Origin of the sequence: Streptomyces sp. NBC_00234, assembly GCF_036195325.1 — a bacterium.
Taxonomy (GTDB): Bacteria; Actinomycetota; Actinomycetes; order Streptomycetales; family Streptomycetaceae; genus Streptomyces.
The window spans coordinates 2,862,029-2,882,559 of the sequence record NZ_CP108101.1; the positions used below are offsets into that span (position 1 = coordinate 2,862,029).

A 20,531-nucleotide genomic window follows, 5' to 3' on the forward strand; every position below is an offset into this window, starting at 1 on the left:
CTCGGGGTCGTCCATTGGACCTACTGGCGGCACTCAGTGCCGCCAACTTACTCATCCTGCCCCCTTGACTCTGGTTCCGGAAGACCTCAGTGATGTTTCCCACCGATTTGATCGATCATTTTTGTGCGAAGTCTCCGCCGAGCCCTCCGCGCAGCCGAAAATCCAGTCCCGTACAGCGTCTGCCTGCGGAAACCGTGCGTACGGCCTGGCCTATCGCCTTGCGCGACCCGACGAGTACGACGAGCTTCTTGGCGCGCGTGACGGCCGTGTAGAGCAGGTTCCGCTGGAGCATCATCCAGGCGCTGTTGGTGACCGGGATGACGACGGCCGGGTACTCGCTGCCCTGGGAGCGATGGATGGTCATGGCGTACGCGTGGGCCAGCTCGTCGAGCTCGTCGAAGTCGTAGACGACCTCTTCGTCCTCGTCCGTCCGGACGGTCAGCTTCTGCTCGTCCACGTCCAGGGTGGTGACCACGCCGACGGTCCCGTTGAAGACGCCGTTCTCACCCTTGTCGTAGTTGTTGCGGACCTGGGTCACCTTGTCGCCGACGCGGAAGACCCGGCCTCCGGACCGCTTCTCCGGCAGGTCCGGGCGGGCGGGGGTGATGACCTGCTGGAGCAGCCCGTTCAGCGCGCCCGCGCCGGCCGGGCCCCGGTGCATCGGAGCGAGAACCTGCACGTCACGGCGGGGGTCGAGGCCGAACTTCGCCGGGATGCGACGGGCCGCGACATCCACGGCGAGCAGGCCCGCCTGCTCCGTCTCGTCCTCCACGAAGAGGAAGAAGTCGGCCAGGCCCTGGGTGAGCGGGGGAACTCCGGAGTTGATGCGGTGGGCGTTGGTGACGACTCCGGACTGCTGGGCCTGCCGGAAGATGGTCGTCAGCCTCACCGCCGGAACCGGTCCGCCCTCGGCGAGCAGATCGCGCAGCACCTCCCCCGCGCCGACCGAGGGAAGCTGGTCGACGTCACCCACCAGCAGGAGGTGGGCACCGGGTGCCACCGCCTTCACGAGCTTGTTGGCGAGCAGCAGATCGAGCATGGACGCCTCGTCGACGACGACCAGATCGGCGTCGAGCGGCCGGTCCCTGTCGTACGCCGCGTCCCCGCCCGGCTTCAGTTCGAGCAGCCGGTGCACGGTGGACGCCTCGGCCCCGGTCAGTTCGGAGAGCCGCTTGGCGGCCCGCCCGGTGGGCGCGGCCAGCACGACCTTCGCCTGCTTGGCGCGGGCCAGCTCGACGACGGAGCGGACGGTGAAGGACTTGCCGCAGCCCGGCCCGCCCGTCAGCACGGCGACCTTCCGGCTGAGGGCGAGCCGGACGGCGGCCTCCTGCTCGGGTGCCAGCGTCGCCCCCGTACGCGTGGCGAGCCAGCCGAGCGCCTTGTCCCAGTCCACGTCCTGGAAGGCCGGCATCCGGTCCTCCGGGGTGCCCAGCAGGCGGCGCACCTGTGCGGCGAGGGAGATCTCGGCGCGGTGGAAGGGCACGAGATAGACGGCGGTGACCGGCTCCCCGTCCCCTCCCTCGGGGGACGGCACCTTCTCCCGTACGACACCCTCGGGGTCCGCCGCCAGTTCGGCGAGGCACTCGATGACCAGGCCCGTATCGACCTGGAGCAGCTTCACCCCGTCGGCGATCAGGCGCTCCTCGGGGAGGTAGCAGTGTCCCTGGTCGGAGGACTGCGACAGCGCGTACTGGAGACCCGCCTTGACCCGCTCCGGGCTGTCGTGCGGGATGCCGACGGCCTGGGCGATCTTGTCGGCGGTGAGGAAGCCGATGCCCCAGACGTCGGCGGCCAGCCGGTAGGGCTGGTTCTTCACGACGGAGATCGAGGCGTCCTCGTACTTCTTGTAGATACGGACGGCGATGGAGGTGGAGACGCCGACGCTCTGGAGGAAGACCATGACCTCCTTGATCGCCTTCTGCTCCTCCCAGGCCGCCGCGATCATCTTCGTCCGCTTCGGGCCGAGGCCGGGCACCTCGACGAGCCGCTTCGGCTGCTGCTCGATGATGTCGAGGGTGTCGACGCCGAAGTGCGTGGTGATCCGGTCGGCCATGACGGGGCCGATGCCCTTGATCAGTCCGGAGCCGAGATAGCGGCGGATGCCCTGGATGGTGGCGGGGAGGATCGTCGTGTAGTTCTCGACGGTGAACTGCTTGCCGAACTGCGGATGGGAGCCCCAACGACCCTCCATCCGAAGGGACTCGCCGGGCTGCGCACCGAGCAGCGAGCCGACCACCGTGAGGAGATCGTTGGCGCCGCGTCCGGTGTCGACGCGGGCGACCGTGTACCCGTTCTCCTCGTTGGCGTAGGTGATCCGTTCCAGGACCCCTTCGAGGACGGCCGTGTTGGACATGCGCCGACGCTACCGTCCTGCACCGACAACCCGGTGCAGCCGCCGGGGCATCGCGGTGAGAACCTCCGCGAGCGGCGCCCGGGCCCGCCGTCCGCGGGGCGGACCGGGCCCGTACGGCCGATCGGCCCGTACAAGCGGAATGGGGCCCGGCCTCACGGCCGGACCCCCCTCGCTTTCCCCTCCCGTCGGGATTTCCCGTCCCCCCGGACCCCTCCCCGGAAGTCCCGACGCTGAGTACGACCCGGCAAGGTACGTAAAGGTTGCATCCCTTGACGATCTCTTTACCTTTGATCGTGCCCAGGTCTCTCAGCAGGCATGTTCCAGGTAGCGGGCGGCCACTTCGGCCAGGACTTCGGCGCCGTCCCGGACCCACAGCGCCTCGTTGAAGATCTCCACCTCGATCGGTCCGGTGAAGCCCGCGGCCTCGACCAGACGCCTGTGCTCGCGGAAGTCCACGCTTCCCTCGCCCAGTTGGCCACGGCCCAGCAGGACCCCCGCCGGAAGGGGAGTGATCCAGTCCGCGAGCTGGAAGGAATGGATGCGTCCGCCCGCGCCCGCACGGGCGATCTGCGCGGGCGCCTGGTCGTCCCACCAGACGTGGTACGTGTCGACGACCACCCCGACCTGCTCGGCGGGGAAGCGCTCCGCGATGTCCAGGGCCTGCGACAGCGTGGAGACGACACAGCGGTCCGAGGCGAACATCGGGTGCAGCGGCTCGATGGCCAGCCGCACACCGCGCTCCGCCGCGTACGGGGCCAGCTCGGCGAGGGCGTCCGCGATGCGCTCGCGGGCGCCGTACAGGTCGCGGCTGCCGGGCGGGAGTCCGCCGGAGACCAGGACCAGGGTGTCGGTGGACAGGCCGGCCGCCTCGTCCACCGCCGCCCGGTTGTCGTCCAGGGCGCGGGCGCGTTCGGCCGGGTCGAGTGCGGTGAAGAAGCCGCCCCGGCAGAGGCTGGTCACGGAGAGACCCGCGTCGCCCAGCAGGCGGGCGGTGCGCTCGACCCCGTACTCCTGGACCGGCGCCCGCCACAGTCCGACCTTGTCGATGCCCGCCTTGACGCAGCCCTCGGCGAGTTCCGGCAGGGACCACTGCTTGATGGTCTCCTGGTTGATGCTCAGTCGGCCCAGCTCGCTCATCGTGCTCCTCCGTGGACCGTCAGCAGCGCGCGCATCCGGGATTCGGCCAGCTCGGGGTCGGGGAACAGGCCCAGCCGGTCGGCGAGTTCGTACGCCTTCGCCAGGTGCGGCAGCGAGCGCGCCGACTGCAGACCGCCGACCATCGTGAAGTGCTCCTGGTGTCCGGCCAGCCAGGCCAGGAAGACCACACCCGTCTTGTAGAAACGGGTCGGCGACTGGAAGAGGTGGCGGGACAACTCGACCGTGGGATCGAGGAGTTCGCGGAACCCCTTCGTGTCGCCCGTGTCCAGGACCCGTACGGCGTGCGCGGCCAGCGGACCCAGGGGGTCGAAGATGCCGAGCAGGGCGTGACTGAAGCCGCGCTCGTCGCCCGCGATCAGCTCGGGGTAGTTGAAGTCGTCGCCGGTGTAGCAGCGCACGCCGCCGGGAAGACGGCGCCGGACATCGATCTCGCGCTCCGCGTCCAGGAGCGAGATCTTGATGCCGTCGACCTTGTCGGGGTGTTCCGCGATGACCTTCAGGAAGGTGTCGGTGGCGGCGTCGAGGTCGGCGCTCCCCCAGTACCCCTCCAGCGCCGGGTCGAACATCGGGCCGAGCCAGTGCAGGACGACCGGTTCCGTGGCCTGACGCAGGAGATGGGCGTACGTCTCCAGGTAGTCCTCGGGGCCCTTCGCCGCAGCGGCGAGCGCGCGGGAGGCCATCAGGACGGCCTGGGCGCCGCTCTCCTCGACGAGGGCGAGCTGCTCCTCGTACGCCGCGCGCACCTCGGCAAGGCTCGCGGGGCCCGTGAGCTGGTCGGTGCCGACGCCACAGGCGATGCGCCCGCCGACCGCCTTCGCCTCGGCCGCCGAGCGGCGGATCAGCTCCGCCGCTCCCGCCCAGTCCAGGCCCATGCCGCGCTGCGCGGTGTCCATGGCCTCGGCGACCCCGAGACCGTGCGACCAGAGGTGGCGGCGGAAGGCGAGGGTGGCGTCCCAGTCGACGGCGGCCGGTGCGTCCGGGCTGATGTCGGCGTACGGGTCGGCGACGACGTGGGCGGCGGAGAAGACCGTACGGGAGGTGAGCGGGGCCTTGCCCGGCGCGAGGTCGAGCGGGGTGGCCCGGGGCTCGTACGGGCCCTGCGGGAGGTGGATCGTCACAGGGTCAGCTCCGGCACGTCGAAGCGCCGGCCCTCGGCGGAGGACTTCAGGCCGAGCTCGGCGAGCTGGACGCCACGGGCGCCGGCCATCAGGTCCCAGGTGTAGGGCTCGTCGAGGACGATGTGGCGCAGGAAGAGCTCCCACTGGGCCTTGAAGCCGTTGTCGAAGACGGCGTTGTCGGGGACTTCCTGCCACTGGTCGCGGAACGACTCGGTGACCGGGAGGTCCGGGTTCCAGACCGGCTTGGGCGTGGCCGAGCGGTGCTGGACGCGGCAGTTGCGCAGGCCGGCGACGGCGGAGCCGTGGGTGCCGTCCACCTGGAACTCGACCAGCTCGTCGCGGTTGACGCGCACCGTCCAGGAGGAGTTGATCTGGGCGACCGCTCCGCCGGCGAGCTGGAAGATGCCGTAGGCGGCGTCGTCGGCGGTGGCGGCGTACGGCTTGCCCTGCTCGTCCCAGCGCTGCGGGATGTGCGTGTGGACGTGTGCCTGGACGGTCGTGACCTGGCCGAACAGCTCGTGCAGGACGTACTCCCAGTGCGGGAACATGTCGACGACGATGCCGCCGCCGTCCTCGGCGCGGTAGTTCCAGGAGGGACGCTGGGCGTCCTGCCAGTCGCCTTCGAAGACCCAGTAGCCGAACTCTCCGCGCACGGACAGGATCTCGCCGAAGAAGCCGCCGTCGATGAGGCGCTTCAGCTTCAGCAGGCCCGGCAGGAAGATCTTGTCCTGGACGACGCCGTGCTTGATTCCGGCGTCCCGGGCCAGGCGGGCCAGGTCCAGGGCGCCTTCGACGTCCGTGGCGGTGGGCTTCTCGGTGTAGATGTGCTTGCCGGCCGCGATGGCCTTCTTGATCGCCTCGACGCGGGCCGAGGTGACCTGGGCGTCGAAGTAGATGTCGATGGTGTCGTCGGCGAGCACCGCGTCCAGGTCGGTCGACCACTCGGTCAGACCGTGCTGCGCGGCCATCTCCTCCAGGGCGTGGGCTCTGCGGCCGACGAGCACCGGTTCGGGCCACAGCACCTCGCCGCCGCCGAGGTCGAGGCCGCCCTGCTCGCGGATCGCGAGGATCGAGCGCACCAGGTGCTGCCGGTATCCCATGCGACCTGTGACGCCGTTCATGGCGATGCGCACTGTCCTGCGTGTCACGAAGTTCCCTCCATACAGCCGTAGCAAGCGCTTTCTATGCGGTATGACGCTAGCCTGCCGACAGCGACCCGGACAAGAGGGGGCGCCCTGATTACTCCTCGGAGGAAAGCGATGACAGTCACCCTGGCGGACGTGGCGGCTCGCGCCCGGGTGTCCCCGGCCACCGTCTCCCGTGTCCTGAACGGCAACTACCCGGTCGCCGCCTCGACGCGTGAGCGGGTCCTGCGGGCGGTGGACGACCTGGACTACGTGCTCAACGGCCCGGCCAGCTCGCTCGCCGCGGCCACCTCGGACCTCGTCGGCATCCTGGTCAACGACATCGCCGACCCGTTCTTCGGGATCATGGCGGGGGCCGCCCAGACCGAGATCGGCGGCCCGGGCGACGGTTCGGGCCGGGCGGGCGGCGAGAAGCTCGCCGTGGTCTGCAACACGGGCGGCTCACCCGAACGCGAACTCACCTATCTCACCCTGCTCCAGCGCCAGCGCGCGGCGGCCGTCGTCCTGACCGGCGGCGCGCTGGAGGACCCCGTCCACCAGGCCGCGATGTCCGCGAAGCTGGCCAAACTGGCGGACGCGGGCACCCGGATCGTCTTCTGCGGGCGCCCCCCGCTCCCGGGCAGCGACGCGGTCGCCGCCTCCCTGGCCTTCGACAACCGGGGCGGCGGCCGGCGGCTCACCGAGCACCTGATCTCCCTCGGTCACCGTCGGATCGGCTACGTCGCCGGGCCCCGCGAGCGCACCACCACCCGCCACCGGCTGGAGGGCCACCGCGAGGCGATGCGGTCGGCGGGGCTGTACGGGGACGGGAGCGAGGCCGAGAAGCAGCACGCCGAGGAGCGCCTCACCGTCCACGGCCCGTACGACCGCCGCTCCGGCTACGAGGCCACGCTCGAACTCCTGCGCCGCGAACCGGAGGTGACGGCGATCGTCGCCGCCAACGACACCGTGGCACTGGGTGCCGGGGCGGCCGTCCGCGACCAAGGGCTGCGTATCCCGCAGGACGTCTCGGTGGCCGGTTTCGACGATCTGCCGTTCTCGGTGGACGCGGTCCCCGCGCTGACGACCGTACGGCTGCCGCTGTTCGAGGCGGGGGCGCGGGCGGGCCGGCTGGCGATGGGCAAGGAGACCCCGCCGCCCGGCGGCATCGCGACGATCGCGGCCGAACTCATGGTGCGGGGCTCGACGGCCCCGCCCCGGGCGGGCCGGAGGCCGGCGGCAGGCTGAGGTTTCCGCCTCCGTAGCCCGGACATCCGTACATGTACCGATTGGAAGGACCACGCACGTGAAGCTCGCATTCTCGACCCTCGGAGTGCCGGGGACGCCGATCCCGGACGTCGTGCGGCTCGCCGCCGACCACGGCTATCAGGGGGTGGAGCTGCGCACCCACCCGGAGGAGCCGGTCCACCTGGGGCTCTCACCCGCCGAACGCGCGGACGTGGTGCAGGAGTTCAAGCGCGGCGGGGTGGAGATCCTGACCCTCGCCGGATACGTGCGGGTGGCGGCCGAGGGTGCGGACGAGCCCGTGATCGCCGAGCTCGCCGAGCTGGTCGAGCTGGCCCGGGACCTGGGGGCGCGGAACGTCCGGGTGTTCCCCGGCGGGGGCGACCAGGACCCGGAGGCGGCGGACGCCACGGCCGCCCGCCGGCTCGGTGCCGCCGCCCCGCACGCCGCCGACATGGGCGTACGGATCCTGCTGGAGACCCATGACTCGCACCGGGCGGGCGTCGACACGGCCCGGGTGGTGGCAGCCGTCGGACACGGTCACATCGGTGCGCTGTGGGACATCATGCACACCTGGCTGGCCGGCGAGGAACCGGCCGCCAGCCATGCGGTACTGGCCCCGCACCTGGGCTACGTACAGGTGAAGGACGTCGCGTCGGCGGACGACATCGAGCCCCTGCCGCTGGGCGCGGGCGTCCTGCCGCTCGGGGCGTGCCTGGACACCCTGGACCCGGACAGCTGGGTCTGCTGGGAGTACGAGAAGCGCTGGCACCCGGACGCGGCGGAGCTGCCGGGGCTGCTGGCCGCGGGACGCGAGCACCTGCTGCGGCTGGGAGCGCCGAAGCAGTAGGCACCGGCGGCGGATCGGAGCCGTGACCCCGGCCTCGATCCGCCGGAACAGGCCCTAGACCCCCGGCCCGGGTATGCCGGGCCGACCCGGTTCAGACCCGCGCCACCGGCGTCTCCGTCGGCGCGGGCAGGGCCGGGCGGGGGCGGCGCACTCCGGGCAGGGAGGTCAGCGCCACCCCGCCGACGAGCAGCGCCGCCGCGCACCACCGCAGCGGGCTCACCGACTCGCCGAGCAGCAGCGCGGCCGAGGACATCCCGAAGACCGGCACGAGCAGCGTGAACGGGGCGACGGACGAGGCCGGGTGGTGGCGCAGGAGGAAGCCCCAGGCGCCGAAGCCGAACACCGTCGTGATCCAGGCGACGTAGAGGATGATGCCGGCGCCGCTCCAGTCGAGGGCGGCCAGCGCCTCCACATCGCGGTCCCAGCCCTCGAAGAGCAGGGAGAGGCCCAGCAGCGGCGGCACGGGCACGGTCGACACCCAGACCATGAAGTTGAGGGAGTCGGGCGGCGCGGCCTTGCGGGTCAGCACGTTCGACACGCCCCAGCAGGCCGCCGCCGCGATCACCAGGACGAAGGCGAGCACGGGGCCGCCCGCCCCTTCGTCGACCGCGGCCACCCCGATGCCGGCGAGCGCCACGGCCATGCCCAGCACCCGCACCCCGCCCGGCCGCTCGCCCAGCGTCAGGGCGGCGAAGAGCGCGGTGAAGACCGCCTGGACCTGGAGGACGAGGGAGGAGAGCCCGGCGGGCATCCCCTGGTCCATGCCGATGAAGAGGAGTCCGAACTTCGCCACCCCGAGGACCAGGCCGACGCCGACGATCCACTTCCAGGCGACCTTGGGCCGCCCGACGAGGAACACCGCGGGCAGGGCCGCGACGAGGAAGCGCAGGGCGGAGAAGAGCAGCGGCGGGAAGTGGTCCAGGCCGATCTCGATGACGACGAAGTTCACACCCCAGACGGCGGCGACCAGCGCGGCCAGGGCGATGTGGAGGGGACGCATGCACCGAGCATCGGCCCCACGGACCATGTAGCACCAGCGCGGATTTCTTCATGGTGCAATTAAGCGTTGCTCACGCTTCCTTTCGGCCTGCGAGGTACCGGTGCTCGATCTCTCCCGGCTGCGCGCCCTGCACGCGATCTCCGTCCACGGTTCCGTCGCGGGCGCCGCCGCCGCGCTCGGCTACACCCCGTCGGCGGTCTCCCAGCAGATCACCAAGCTGGAGCGGGAGACCCGGACGACGCTGCTCGAACGCCGCGGGCGCGGTGTCGCGCTGACCGAGGAGGCGCTCCATCTGGCCGCCACCGCGCAGCAGTTGCTGGCGATCGTCGAGCAGGCGGAGACCACGCTGGAGGAGCGCAGGGGGCTGCCCACGGGGCGTCTGTCGATCGGGGCCTTCGCCTCGGCGGCGCGCGGCCTGCTGCCGGGCGTACTGGCGGAGCTGGACCGGGAGCACCCCGCCCTGGAGGCCCGGCTCACCGAGGTCGATCCGCACCTCTCGGTCGATCTGGTGGCCAGGGGCGTGATCGACCTGGCGGTCGCGCACGACTGGGACATCGCCCCGCTGCCCGCCCCGGAAGGGGTCGCGCAGGCGGTGATCGGGGACGACCGCTGCGATCTGCTCGTGCCGGAGGGGCATCCGCTGGCCGGGCGCGAGGCGGTACGGCGCACGGAGCTGGCCAAGGAGCGGTGGATCTGCCAGCCACCGGGGACGGTCTGCCACGACTGGCTCGTACGGACGCTGCGCGCCGCGGGCTACGAGCCGGACATCAGGCACCAGGCGGAGGAGAACCACACCCAGCTGGCCCTGGTCGCCGCCGGCCTCGGCGTCGCGATGATCCCCCGGCTGGGGCGGGGGCCGTTACCGGCGGGCGTGGTGGCGGTACGGCTCGATCCCGTACCGGTGCGGCGGCTGTACGCGCTGTGGCGCACGGAGGCCGCACGGCGGCCGGCGATCACGGCGGCGGTGGACGCACTGCGGGTGCGGGGCGCGGAGGCGGGGCTGACCTACGACAGGCCCTAGGTCGCCCGTTCGGACAAGCCGGGCTCCGGGCGGATTGATCGGGCGCCGCGCTCCTTTTCTGTGGCCGCACCCTTGACTGGTAGTTACTTTCCATATATCCGTACAGTCTTGGAAGTTTCTTTCAGTACCGGAAGGAGCCCACGTGCACCACCGCACCTCCAGGCGCGCCATCCTCACCGCCGCCGCGATCTCCGCCGCGGCAGCCGCGACCGGCGCCGTCGCCCCCGGCGCCGCCGCCGAGGAGTCCGGCAGCGCCTCCACGCACGACCGCCTCAGGCGGCTCATCTCCCGGATGAGTCTGGAGGAGAAGGTCGGCCAGCTCTTCGTGATGCGGGTGTACGGACATTCCGCCACCGAACCCGACCAGGCCGACATCGACGCCAACCTCGCCGAGATCGGGGTGCGTACGGCGGCCGAGCTGATCTCCACGTACCACGTCGGCGGGATCATCTACTTCGCCTGGGCCCACAACACCCGTGACCCGCACCAGATCGCCGAGCTCTCCAACGGCATCCAGCGGGCCGGGCTCGGGGGCTCCACCCCCGTACCGCTGCTGATCTCCACCGACCAGGAGCACGGCATCGTCTGCCGGGTCGGCGAACCCGCCACGCTGATGCCGGGCGCGATGGCGCTGGGCGCGGGCGGTTCCCTCTCCGACGCCCGTCTCGCGGGCCGGATCGCGGGCGCCGAACTGGCCGCCATCGGCATCAGGCAGAACTACGCGCCGGACGCCGACGTCAACGTCAACCCGGCCAACCCCGTGATCGGCGTACGCTCCTTCGGCTCCGATCCGCAGTCGGTGGCCGGCCTGGTCGCCGCCCAGGTGAAGGGGTACCAGAGCGCCGGGGTCGCCGCCACGGCCAAGCACTTCCCCGGCCACGGCGACACCAGCACCGACAGCCACACCGGCATCCCGTACATCCACCACACCCGGGAGCAGTGGGCCGAGCTGGACGCCCCGCCGTTCCGGGCGGCGATCGCCGCGGGCATCGACTCGATCATGACCGCGCACATCGTGGTGCCCGCGCTCGACGCCACGGAGGACCCGGCGACGCTCTCGCACCCGATCCTCACCGGGGTCCTGCGCGAGGAACTGGGCTACGACGGCGTCGTGGTCACCGACGCGCTGAACATGGAGGGGGTGCGGACGAAGTACGGCGACGACCGGGTGCCCGTGCTCGCCCTCAAGGCGGGCGTCGACCAGCTGCTGAACCCGCCGAACCTCTCCGTCGCCTGGAACGCCGTCCTGGCGGCCGTGAAGAGCGGCGAGATCAGCGAGGCGCGGATCGAGGAGTCGATCCTGCGCATCCTGCGGCTGAAGGCGAAACTCGGGCTGTTCCGCGACCCGTTCGTGAGCAGCAGGGGCGTGGACACCGTCGTCGGCATCCCGTCCCACCTCGCCGCCGCCGACCGGATCGCCGAGCACACCACCACCCTGCTCGCCAACTCCGGTTCGCTGCTGCCCCTTTCACGCCGCACCCACAAGAACGTCCTCGTGGTCGGCGCCGATCCGGCCTCGCCCTCCGGCACGACGGGCCCGCCGACCGGCACGCTCGCCGCGGCCTTCGGCGAGCTCGGGTACACGGCGACCGCCCTGTCCACCGGCACGGCCCCCACCCAGGCGAAGATCGACGAAGCGGTGGCCGCGGCGCAGGGCAAGGACGCGGTGGTCGTGGGGACGTACAACGTCACGACGACCAGCAGCCAGCGCACGCTCGTCAGCGCGCTCGCGGCGACCGGCGTGCCGGTGATCGCCGTCGCCATCCGCAACCCGTACGACATCGCCCGGCTGGCCGGGACCGGATACGCGGCGAGCCTCGCCACGTACTCCTGGACGGATGTCGAACTGCGGGCCGCGGTACGGGTCATCGCGGGCGTCGCCCGTCCCGAGGGCACGCTGCCGGTGCCCGTCCAGCGCGCGGACGACCCCACGCAGGTGCTCCACCCGGTCGGATACGGGCTCTCCTACTAGCCGGGAAAAGGCCGATGGGCCGCCTCCGCGGATCCAGGTCGGATCCGCGGGGGCGGCCCACTGCGGTGTCAGGGCGTCACGGACGCAGCGTGCCCTGGCCCCGCTCGGTCTTCGCGTCCCGCTTGTCCAGGCGCGCGTCGAACGCGGCGAGCGGCTTCGCCTTGGCCGGGTCGGCCTGAACGGCCGCCGGGGCGACCCCCGCCCAGCGCAGGATGGCCGCGATGGCCTCGGCCTTCTCGTCGGCGACGAGACCGGCCACCTTGGAGCCGTGGTTGCCGCCCGGCACGGTGTAGACGTAGCTGTCACGGGCGCCCGCGCCGAGGCGGAAGGGCTCCGCACCCCACGGGTCGTTCTCCCCGTAGACGTACATCATCCGGTTGGCGTTGTGCCGCACCCAGGTGTCCACGTCCCGCATCGCCCACGGCTGGAACGTCATCGGGATGTCGCTCGGCACGAAGTTGCGCGGCGGCTGGTAGCCGTAGCGGCTCAGGTCGCCGAGCCACGGCTGCTTGATGTCGGGCGATCCGAGCTGGGTGCCGGCCTGGTAGTAGTACGGCGTGTAGTTCCCCAGGCCCTGGTCGGCATAGGCGGAGAAGCCGGAGATGCCGTCGATCGAGTCCCAGATCGCGTCGTCGGTGGCGTTGACGGCGTCGGCCGGGATGGCCTCGCAGTCGGCGAGGAGGCTGTACTGCCAGAACGCCCAGACGTAGTCCATGACCACGGCTTCGTACGCCTTGTCGAGCGAGCCGACGGTGGTGAAGGTGTAGCCGTTCTCGGCGGCGTACGCCTCGTACTTCTTCTCCAGCGGCTCGCGGCGGACGAGCGCCTCGCGCTGCACACCGTTCAGCCGGTCGCGGCACTCCTTGGTGCCGACGTTGTCGAAGAACCGGTCGTACGCCGAGTCCTCCTTGTTCACCACGTCGTTGGGCGCGACGTAGGCGACGACGCCGTCCATGTCCTTCGGGTAGAAGCGCTCGAAGTACGTGGCGGTCATGCCGCCCTTGGAACCGCCGGTGGTCAGCCAGTTCTGCGTGTAGATCTTCTTCAGCGCCTTGAAGACCCGGTGCTGATCGGTGGCCGCCTGCCAGATGTCCAGCTTGGACCAGTCGGCGGGAGCCGGGCGGGACGGGGTGAAGAAGCGGTACTCCAGCGAGACCTGGTTGCCGTCGATGATCTGCGTCGGCTCACTGCGGCTGGGGTTGGTGGAGACGTTGTAGCCACTGGTGAAGAAGACCGTCGGCCGGGTCGTGTCCTTGTGCAGCAGGGTGATCCGCTGCTGGAACGTGCCCTTGGACGGGTTCCGGTGATCGACCGGCTGGGTGTAGTTGAGGACGAAGTAGCGGTATCCGGGATACGGCTTCTCCTGGATCAGACTCATCCCCGGGATGGCCAGGATGCGGTCCTTGATGTCCTCGCTGACTGCTTCGCTGCTGATCGTGCTGCTCTGCGTCGCGGTCGGTTCCGCGGCGGTGGCCGCACCGGCCGAAGCTCCGGCCGCACTGACAGTGCCTATGAGCACCGCGAGCGACAGAAACCCTCTGAGCGCCTTGCGCATGCACCCTCCCCTTGATTCACGACATTCGCCGTGAACCTAGCGGGGGCAACACGTGCCACGCCAGACCCGGTTGTGCGATCTTTCAACAGGACGTCAGCAGAGGATCCATCCGGTGGAGGCCGAACTGCCCGCGACGGAGCCCGTCGCGCGGACGCAGCGGTGGAGTGCGTAGACCGTCACGGGGCCCGCCCGCGTCGTATAGCGGCCCTTGTCGACGACCGGACGGCCACCGCGCGCCTGGAGCTTGACGCTCATCGCGCGCCGGGCGCCGGGCCGCTTGGCGACGGTGACGGCGCAGACGTAGGCGCGGCTCTTGTAGACACGCAGCTCACCCTTGGCGAAGGCCACCGTCTTCGCAGGCCGGCCGGAACAGGCTCCGGCGGCCTGGGCGGGTGCGCCGAGGGCGAGGCCGACGGACGCGAGCAGCGGCAGGACGAGCAGATACGTCAGGGCGCGCTTCCTCCGGGACCGCACGGATCCCACGGCATCCTCCGCTCCCGACGGTCTCGATGACCTCAGCGGTCTCACCATCCCCATCGAACACATTGGCCCTACCCGAGACGTGCGCGTACATGCGTACGACGCACGTGGCCGTCCGAAGGTTGCACGCCGGCGGACCCACCTCCGCCCGCCCTCACACCGCCGCCGGTTCGTCCTCCCCGACGAAGGTGCGCCACAGCCGGGCGTACTGCCCGTCCCTGGCCAGCAGTTCGTCATGGGTGCCGTCCTCGACGACCCGGCCGTGGTCCATCACCACGACCCGGTCCGCGCGGGCCGCCGTGGTCAGCCGGTGCGCCACGACCAGGGTGGTGCGGCGGCCGGTGAGCCGGTCGGTGGCCTGGTTGACCAGGGCCTCGGTGGCGAGGTCCAGTGCGGCGGTGGCCTCGTCGAGCAGCAGGATGTCCGGGTCGACCAGTTCGGCGCGGGCGAGTGCGATCAGCTGGCGCTGTCCGGCCGAGAGGTTGCGGCCCCGCTCGGCCACCTCGTGCAGATAGCCGTCCTCCAGCGTGGCGATCATCTCGTGCGCGCCCACCGCGCGCGCCGCCGCCTCCACCTGTGCGTCGGTGGCGTCGGGGAGCCCGTAGGCGATGGCGTCGCGGACCGTGCCCGCGAACAGGTACGCCTCCTGCGGCACGACTCCGAGGCGGTGCCGGTACGCGGTCATGTCGAGCTTGCGCAGATCGGTGCCGTCCGCCGTGACCCGGCCCGCCGTCGGGTCGTAGAACCGGGCGACGAGCTTGACGAGCGTGGACTTGCCCGCGCCCGTCTCCCCGACGAAGGCCACCGTCTGGCCCGCCGGGACGCGCAGGTCGATCCCGGTGAGCGCCTCCTCCTCGCCGTTGTAGGCGAAGGACACGTCCTCGAAGGCGATCTCGCCGCGCAGCGACAGCACGTCCAGCGGCTCGTCGGGGTCGGCCGTGGACGTCCGCTCCTGGAGGAGTTCCTGGATGCGGCCGAGCGAGACCGTGGCCTGCTGGTAGCCGTCGAACACCTGGGAGAGCTGCTGCACGGGGGCGAAGAACAGCTCGATGTAGAGGAGGTACGCGACCAGCGCACCGGTGGTCAGCGTGCCGTTGTCGACGCGGCCCGCACCGACGATGAGCACGGCTGCGGCGGCCACGGACGACAGCAGCTGGACGAACGGGAAGTAGACCGAGATCAGCCACTGGCCACGCACCCGGGCCTCGCGGTAGTGGTCGCTGCTCGCTGCGTACCGCTCGGAACCGTCCCGCTCGCGGCGGAACGCCTGCACGATCCGCAGTCCGGAGACGGACTCCTGGAGGTCGGCGTTGACGGCGCTGATCCGCTCACGGGCCAGCTCGTACGCCGCGACGCTCTTGCGGCGGAAGAAGAACGTCCCGACCACCAGGACGGGCAGGGTGGCGAAGACGACCAGGGCCAGCTGGACGTCGAGGACGAGCAGGGCGACCATGATGCCGAAGAAGGTGACGACGGAGACGAAGGCCGTGACCAGTCCGGTCTGGAGGAACGTGGACAGCGCGTCCACGTCCGTCGTCATCCGGGTCATGATCCGGCCGGTCAGCTCGCGCTCGTAGTAGTCGAGGCCCAGCCGCTGGAGCTGCGCGAAGATCTTGAGGCGGAGCGAGTACAGGACGCGCTCACCGGTGCGGCCCGTCATCCGGGTCTCGCCGATCTGCGCGAGCCACTGCACGAGCACGACGAACAGGGCGAGCCCGGAGGCCGCCCAGACCGCGCCGAGCGCCAGCTGGGTGACGCCCTCGTCGATGCCGTGCCGGATCAGTACGGGCAGGAGCAGGCCCATGCCCGCGTCGATGCCGACGAGTCCCAGGCTCACCAGCAGCGGCAGCCCGAAGCCCCGCAGCAGCCTGCGCAGGCCGTAGGACTCCTCGGCCCGTACGGCGCTCGCCTCGTCGATGTCCGGGGTGTCCGTGGCCGGCGGCAGTGCGTCGACCTGGGCCAGCAGCTCGGGGGTGGCGGGCATCCCGTCCGCCGCCGTGCCGCGCGGCTCGTCCTTGCGGATCCACAGCTCGGGGGTGATGCCGTGCTCGGCGTCGAACTCGGCCTCCATCTCCTCCTGGAGCATCCGGTCGTCCTCGCGCACGTCCGCCCTGACCGGCCGGTGGCCGGGCGAGGTGGAGCCGAGCTCGTCCGGGTCGGTGAGGAGACGACGGTAGAGCGCGGAGCGCCCCTCCAGCTCCTCGTGCGTACCGATGTCGGCGAGCCGGCCCTCGTCGAGGACGGCGATCCGGTCGGCGAGGCCGAGCGTGGAGCGGCGGTGGGCGATCAGGAGCGTGGTGCGGCCCGCCATCACCTGCTTGAGGGCCTCGTGGATCTCGTGCTCGACCCGGGCGTCCACGGCGGACGTGGCGTCGTCCAGGAGCAGCAGACGGGGGTCGGTGAGGATGGCGCGGGCGAGCGCGACCCGCTGGCGCTGGCCGCCGGAGAGGGTGAGCCCGTGCTCGCCGACCTTGGTGTCGTAGCCCTTGGGCAGATCCGCGATGAAGCCGTGGGCCTGCGCGGAGCGCGCGGCCTCCTCGATCTGTTCCTGGGTGGCGTCCGGGAATCCGTACGCGATGTTGGCCCGGACGGTGTCGGAGAACAGGAAGCTGTCCTCCGGTACGAGCCCGATGGCGGCCCGCAGGGAGTCCTGGGTGAGCTCGCGGACGTCGTGGCCGCCGACCAGGACGGCGCCGTGCGTCACGTCGTAGAAGCGGGGCAGCAGGAGCGAGACGGTCGACTTGCCGCTGCCGGAGGCGCCGACGAGGGCGACGGTCTCACCGGGCTCGATGGTCAGCGAGAAGCCGTCGAGGACGGGGCGCTCCTCGTCATACCCGAAGCGGACGTCGTCGAACTCGACGCGCGCCGGGGCGTCGGCCGGGAGTTCCTTCGTGCCGTCCTGCATGGTCGGCTCGGTGTCGATGAGCTCCAGTACGCGTTCCACACCGGCCCTGGCCTGCTGGCCGACGGTGAGGACCATGGCGAGCATCCGGACCGGGCCGACGAGCTGGGCGAGATAGGCGGAGAAGGCGACGAACGTGCCGAGAGTGATCTCCCCCCGGGTGGCGAGCCAGCCGCCGAGCGCCAGCATCGCGACCTGGCCGAGCGCGGGCACGGCCTGGAGGGCCGGGGTGTAGCGGGAATTCAGCTTGATGGTGCGCAGCCGGCCGGCGAAGAGCCGGCGGCCCACCTCGCGCAGCTTGCCGGTCTCCTGGTCCTCCTGGCCGAATCCCTTGACGACCCGGACGCCGGAGACGGCCCCGTCGACGACTCCGGCGACGGCGGCGGCCTGGCTCTGGGCGTACCAGGTGGCGGGGAAGAGGCGGGTGCGGGAGCGGCGGGCGATGAACCAGAGCGCGGGGGCCACGGCCAGGGCGACGAGCGTCAGGAGCGGCGAGAGCCACGCCATGATCACCAGGGAGATGACGAAGAGCAGGACGTTCCCGATCGTCATCGGGAGCATGAAGAGCAGCCCTTGGATCAGCTGGAGGTCGCTGGTGGCGCGCCCCACGACCTGGCCGGTGGACAGCTCGTCCTGCCGCTTCCCGTCGAGCCGGGTGATCGTCGTGTACATCTCGGTACGCAGGTCGTGCTGTACGTCGAGGGCGAGCCTGCCGCCGTAGAACCGCCTGATGTACGTGGCGATGTAGACGAGCACGGCCCCGGCGATCAGGAACCCGGTCCAGACGGCGAGAGAACGGGTGTGGCCGACGACCACGTCGTCGATGATCACCTTGGTGACCAGCGGGACGAGGGCCATGACGGCCATACCGGCGAGCGAGGACCCCAGCGCCAGCACCACATTGCGCTTGTAGCGCCATGCGTAACCGGCCAGCCGCCGGCCCCACCCCAGTTGCTCTGCGCCCTCCACCGGTGCCTCCCGTTCGACCCGCTGTCCACCTGATCTACCGGAAGTCACCAACGCGCTCAGCAGCGGATTTCATCCCGCCGCAACACAAAAGGTCCCCCGGTCCATGGACCGGGGGACCTCTGGACGTCCTACAGGTGCGTCGGCTCGAACATCCTCAGCAGGGCCGGGAGCACGACCACGGAGGGCCCGGGGGCCGCCAGCGCCTTCGCCAGGTCCTCGGTGAGGGACTCCGGCGTCGTACGGACCGCGGGGACGCCGAAGGACTCGGCGAGGGCGACGAAGTCGGGGCGTGAGAGCTCCGTCCCGGTGGCCTCGCCGAACGCGCCCGTCATGTACTCGCGCAGGATTCCGTAGCCGCCGTCGTCGACGATCAGCCAGGTGACGGGGAGGCCGTACTGCCTGGCCGTGGCCAGTTCGGCGATCGAGTACATCGCGCCGCCGTCCCCGGAGACCGCGAGGACCGGCCTCGTGGGGTCGGCCGCCGCGGCGCCGATCGCCGCCGGGAATCCGTAGCCGAGGCCGCCGGCGCCCTGGGCCGAGTGCATCGTGTTCGGGTGGCGGGCGTCGAAGGCGGACCACGCCCAGTAGGCGAGGATCGTCATGTCCCAGAAGCTGGGCGCGGTGTCGGGCAGGGCCTCGCGCACCGAGGCGAGGACCTGCTGCTCCAGGGTGAGGTCCTGGGCGTCGATCCGGGCCCGTACCTTCTCCAGCACCGTACGGACCCGCTCGGCCGCCGTCGCGTCCTCGCGGTCCTCGACCGCTTCGAGGAGGTCGGAGAGCGCTTCGCGGGCGTCGGAGTGGATGCCGAGGGCGGGGTGGTTGGACTCCAGCTTGCCGGCGTCGGCCTCGATCTGGATGACCCGGCCGCGCGGGGCGAACGTGTGGTAGTTCGAGGAGAGCTCGCCCAGGCCCGAGCCGACGACCAGCAGGACGTCCGCGGACTCCAGGAAGTCCGTGGTGTGCCGGTCCTCCAGCCAGGAGCGCAGGGACAGCGGGTGCTCCCAGGGGAAGGCGCCCTTGCCGCCGAAGGTGGTGACGACGGGGGCGTTGAGCTTCTCCGCGAGGGCGCGCAGCTTGCCGCTCGCGTCGGACCGTACGACTCCGCCACCCGCGATGATCGCCGGGCGCTCGGCCTTCGACAGCAGGTGGGCCGCCGCGACGGTCAGCTCGGGGCGCGGGTACAGCTCGCGCGGGGTGGCGTCCATCGCCGTGACGACCGGCAGGATCGTCTCGGCGAGCAGCACGTCCTGCGGGATCTCCACCCAGACCGGGCCGTGCGGGGCGGTGAGCGCGGACTCCCAGGCCGCGGCGATCGCGGACGGGATCTGGGAAGCGGTACGCACGGTGTGCACCGACTTCACGATGTCGCGGAACGACGCCTTCTGGTCGCGGAGCTCGTGCAGGTAGCCGTGACGGCCACCGCCGAGGCCCGCGGTCGGGATCTGGCTGGAGATCGCGAGGACGGGGGCCGAGGCCGCCGCCGCCTCCTGGAGCGCGGCGAGGGAGGTCAGGGCGCCCGGACCCGTGGAAAGCAGCAGCGGGGCGACCTCGCCGGTGATCCGGCCGTAGGCATCGGCGGCGAAGCCCGCGTTGTTCTCGACGCGCAGACCGACGTACGAGAGGGAGGAGCGGCGCAGCGCGTCGAACATGCCGAGCGCGTGCTGGCCGGGCAGTCCGAAGACGGTGGTGGCGCCGAGGCCCTGGAGCGTCTCGACGACGAGGTCGCCGCCGTTGCGGCCGGGCGGCGGGCTGAGAGCCGCCTCGGCCTGCGCGGGCGTGAGCTGCGGGCGGTCGTCGTGGTGGTCGTGGGTCACTTGGAGCGTGCCTCCGCGATCTGACGGGACATGATCGTGGTCAGTTCGTACGCCGTGTGGGAGGCGGCGACGGAGGTGATCTCCGCGTGGTCGTACGCGGGGGCGACCTCGACCAGGTCGGCGGAGACCAGGTGGCAGGAGGAGAGCCCGCGGAGGATCTCCAGCAGCTCGCGGGAGGTGAGACCGCCGGCCTCGGGGGTGCCGGTGCCGGGCGCGTGGGCCGGGTCCAGGACGTCGATGTCGATGGAGATGTAGAGCGGACGGTCACCGATGCGCTGGCGCAGCTGGTCGGCGATCTCGTCGACGCCGCGCCGCATGACGTCGGCGGAGGTGACGATGCCGAAGCCCATCTTGGCGTCGTCGGTGAGGTCCTGCTTGCCGTAGAGCGGGCCGCGCGTGCCGACGTGGGAGAGCGCCTCGGTGTCGAGGATGCCCTCCTCGACGGCCCGGCGGAACGGGGTGCCGTGGGTGTACTCGGCGCCGAAGTAGGTGTCCCAGGTGTCCAGGTGCGCGTCGAAGTGGAGCAGGGCGACGGGGCCGTGCTTCTTGGCGACGGAACGCAGCAGGGGCAGCGCGATGGTGTGGTCGCCGCCGAGCGTCATCAGCCGGGCGCCGGTGCCGAGCAGCTCGTCGGCGGCGGCCTCGACGGTCTCGACGGCCTCGTTGATGTTGAACGGGTTCGCGGCGATGTCACCGGCGTCGGCGACCTGCGCGAGGGCGAACGGCGAGGCGTCCTGGGCGGGGTTGTACGGACGCAGCAGACGGGACGCCTCGCGGATCGCGTTCCCGCCGAAGCGGGCGCCGGGGCGGTACGAGACACCGCTGTCGAAAGGCACGCCGACGACGGCGACATCGGCGGTGCCGACCTCGTCGAGCCGGGGCAGCCGGGCGAAGGTCGCGGGTCCGGCGTACCGCGGGACGCGGGACGAGTCGACGGGGCCGCGCGGCGTTTCGTTGCTGCTCATGGACG

The 20,531-nt window shown here is 71.4% G+C and carries 14 protein-coding genes; 4 read left to right on the forward strand and 10 right to left on the reverse strand.

What is annotated here, in order from left to right; genetic code table 11:
• Positions 1-115: 115 nt before the first annotated feature.
• The 4 genes from recD2 to OG230_RS12465 form a co-directional block, all read right to left on the reverse strand.
• Entirely contained in the window at positions 116-2,353 is a 2,238-nt protein-coding gene (gene recD2, locus OG230_RS12450) for an SF1B family DNA helicase RecD2 (protein WP_328910251.1), read from the reverse strand.
• A 306-nt stretch (positions 2,354-2,659) separates the two neighbouring features.
• Positions 2,660-3,490: a sugar phosphate isomerase/epimerase family protein gene (locus OG230_RS12455; RefSeq protein WP_328910252.1), complete on the reverse strand. Its 831-nt coding sequence runs from the start codon at positions 3,488-3,490 to the stop codon at positions 2,660-2,662.
• The gene (locus tag OG230_RS12460; RefSeq protein WP_328910253.1) at positions 3,487-4,629 is read right to left on the reverse strand and encodes a dihydrodipicolinate synthase family protein; all 1,143 of its coding nucleotides are present in this window, start codon (positions 4,627-4,629) and stop codon (positions 3,487-3,489) included. The genes OG230_RS12455 and OG230_RS12460 overlap by 4 nt, the downstream gene beginning before the upstream one ends.
• A complete protein-coding gene (locus tag OG230_RS12465) occupies positions 4,626-5,777 on the reverse strand; it encodes a Gfo/Idh/MocA family protein (RefSeq protein ID WP_328910254.1) in 1,152 nt (383 codons plus the stop codon). The genes OG230_RS12460 and OG230_RS12465 overlap by 4 nt, the downstream gene beginning before the upstream one ends.
• Before the next feature lie 111 nt (positions 5,778-5,888).
• Here OG230_RS12465 and OG230_RS12470 point away from each other — a divergent pair, with 111 nt between their 5' ends.
• Together OG230_RS12470 and OG230_RS12475 are read left to right on the forward strand one after the other, a co-directional pair.
• Entirely contained in the window at positions 5,889-7,001 is a 1,113-nt protein-coding gene (locus OG230_RS12470; RefSeq protein ID WP_328910255.1) for a LacI family DNA-binding transcriptional regulator, read from the forward strand.
• Between the two features lie 58 nt (positions 7,002-7,059).
• Positions 7,060-7,848, forward strand: coding sequence for a sugar phosphate isomerase/epimerase family protein (locus tag OG230_RS12475; protein ID WP_328910256.1), 789 nt, complete (start codon positions 7,060-7,062; stop codon positions 7,846-7,848).
• 91 nt (positions 7,849-7,939) lie between these two features.
• On the opposite strand, the gene OG230_RS12480 is transcribed toward OG230_RS12475, so the two are convergent.
• Positions 7,940-8,848 (reverse strand): EamA family transporter, encoded by a 909-nt coding sequence (locus tag OG230_RS12480; RefSeq protein WP_328910257.1) that lies wholly within the window; start codon positions 8,846-8,848, stop codon positions 7,940-7,942.
• A gap of 100 nt (positions 8,849-8,948) precedes the next feature.
• On the opposite strand from OG230_RS12480, the gene OG230_RS12485 reads away from it, so the two are divergent.
• Positions 8,949-9,869 carry a LysR family transcriptional regulator gene (locus OG230_RS12485; RefSeq protein WP_328910258.1) on the forward strand — a complete coding sequence of 307 codons (921 nt, stop codon included), beginning with the start codon at positions 8,949-8,951 and terminating at the stop codon, positions 9,867-9,869.
• A 142-nt stretch (positions 9,870-10,011) separates the two neighbouring features.
• A complete protein-coding gene (locus tag OG230_RS12490; protein WP_328910259.1) occupies positions 10,012-11,841 on the forward strand; it encodes a glycoside hydrolase family 3 protein in 1,830 nt (609 codons plus the stop codon).
• 76 nt (positions 11,842-11,917) lie between these two features.
• On the opposite strand, the gene OG230_RS12495 is transcribed toward OG230_RS12490, so the two are convergent.
• From OG230_RS12495 to speB, 5 genes are all read right to left on the reverse strand, one after another.
• The gene (locus OG230_RS12495; RefSeq protein WP_328910260.1) at positions 11,918-13,396 is read right to left on the reverse strand and encodes a S28 family serine protease; all 1,479 of its coding nucleotides are present in this window, start codon (positions 13,394-13,396) and stop codon (positions 11,918-11,920) included.
• A gap of 93 nt (positions 13,397-13,489) precedes the next feature.
• Positions 13,490-13,879: a hypothetical protein gene (locus OG230_RS12500; RefSeq protein WP_328910261.1), complete on the reverse strand. Its 390-nt coding sequence runs from the start codon at positions 13,877-13,879 to the stop codon at positions 13,490-13,492.
• 151 nt (positions 13,880-14,030) lie between these two features.
• Positions 14,031-17,747: an ABC transporter ATP-binding protein gene (locus OG230_RS12505; protein ID WP_328910262.1), complete on the reverse strand. Its 3,717-nt coding sequence runs from the start codon at positions 17,745-17,747 to the stop codon at positions 14,031-14,033.
• A 128-nt stretch (positions 17,748-17,875) separates the two neighbouring features.
• Positions 17,876-19,561 carry a thiamine pyrophosphate-binding protein gene (locus OG230_RS12510; protein ID WP_328910263.1) on the reverse strand — a complete coding sequence of 562 codons (1,686 nt, stop codon included), beginning with the start codon at positions 19,559-19,561 and terminating at the stop codon, positions 17,876-17,878.
• The gene (speB, locus tag OG230_RS12515) at positions 19,558-20,526 is read right to left on the reverse strand and encodes an agmatinase (protein ID WP_328910264.1); all 969 of its coding nucleotides are present in this window, start codon (positions 20,524-20,526) and stop codon (positions 19,558-19,560) included. The genes OG230_RS12510 and speB overlap by 4 nt, the downstream gene beginning before the upstream one ends.
• Positions 20,527-20,531 lie beyond the last annotated feature (5 nt).

Bases quoted from the DNA above. Each gene is read 5' to 3' on its own strand.
- recD2 (WP_328910251.1), bottom strand. From the start codon at position 2,353: ATGTCCAACACGGCCGTCCTCGAAGGGGTCCTGGAACGGATCACCTAC.
- OG230_RS12455 (WP_328910252.1), bottom strand. From the start codon at position 3,490: ATGAGCGAGCTGGGCCGACTGAGCATCAACCAGGAGACCATCAAGCAG.
- OG230_RS12470 (WP_328910255.1), top strand. From the start codon at position 5,889: ATGACAGTCACCCTGGCGGACGTGGCGGCTCGCGCCCGGGTGTCCCCG.
- OG230_RS12480 (WP_328910257.1), bottom strand. From the start codon at position 8,848: ATGCGTCCCCTCCACATCGCCCTGGCCGCGCTGGTCGCCGCCGTCTGG.
- OG230_RS12495 (WP_328910260.1), bottom strand. From the start codon at position 13,396: ATGCGCAAGGCGCTCAGAGGGTTTCTGTCGCTCGCGGTGCTCATAGGC.
- speB (WP_328910264.1), bottom strand. From the start codon at position 20,526: ATGAGCAGCAACGAAACGCCGCGCGGCCCCGTCGACTCGTCCCGCGTC.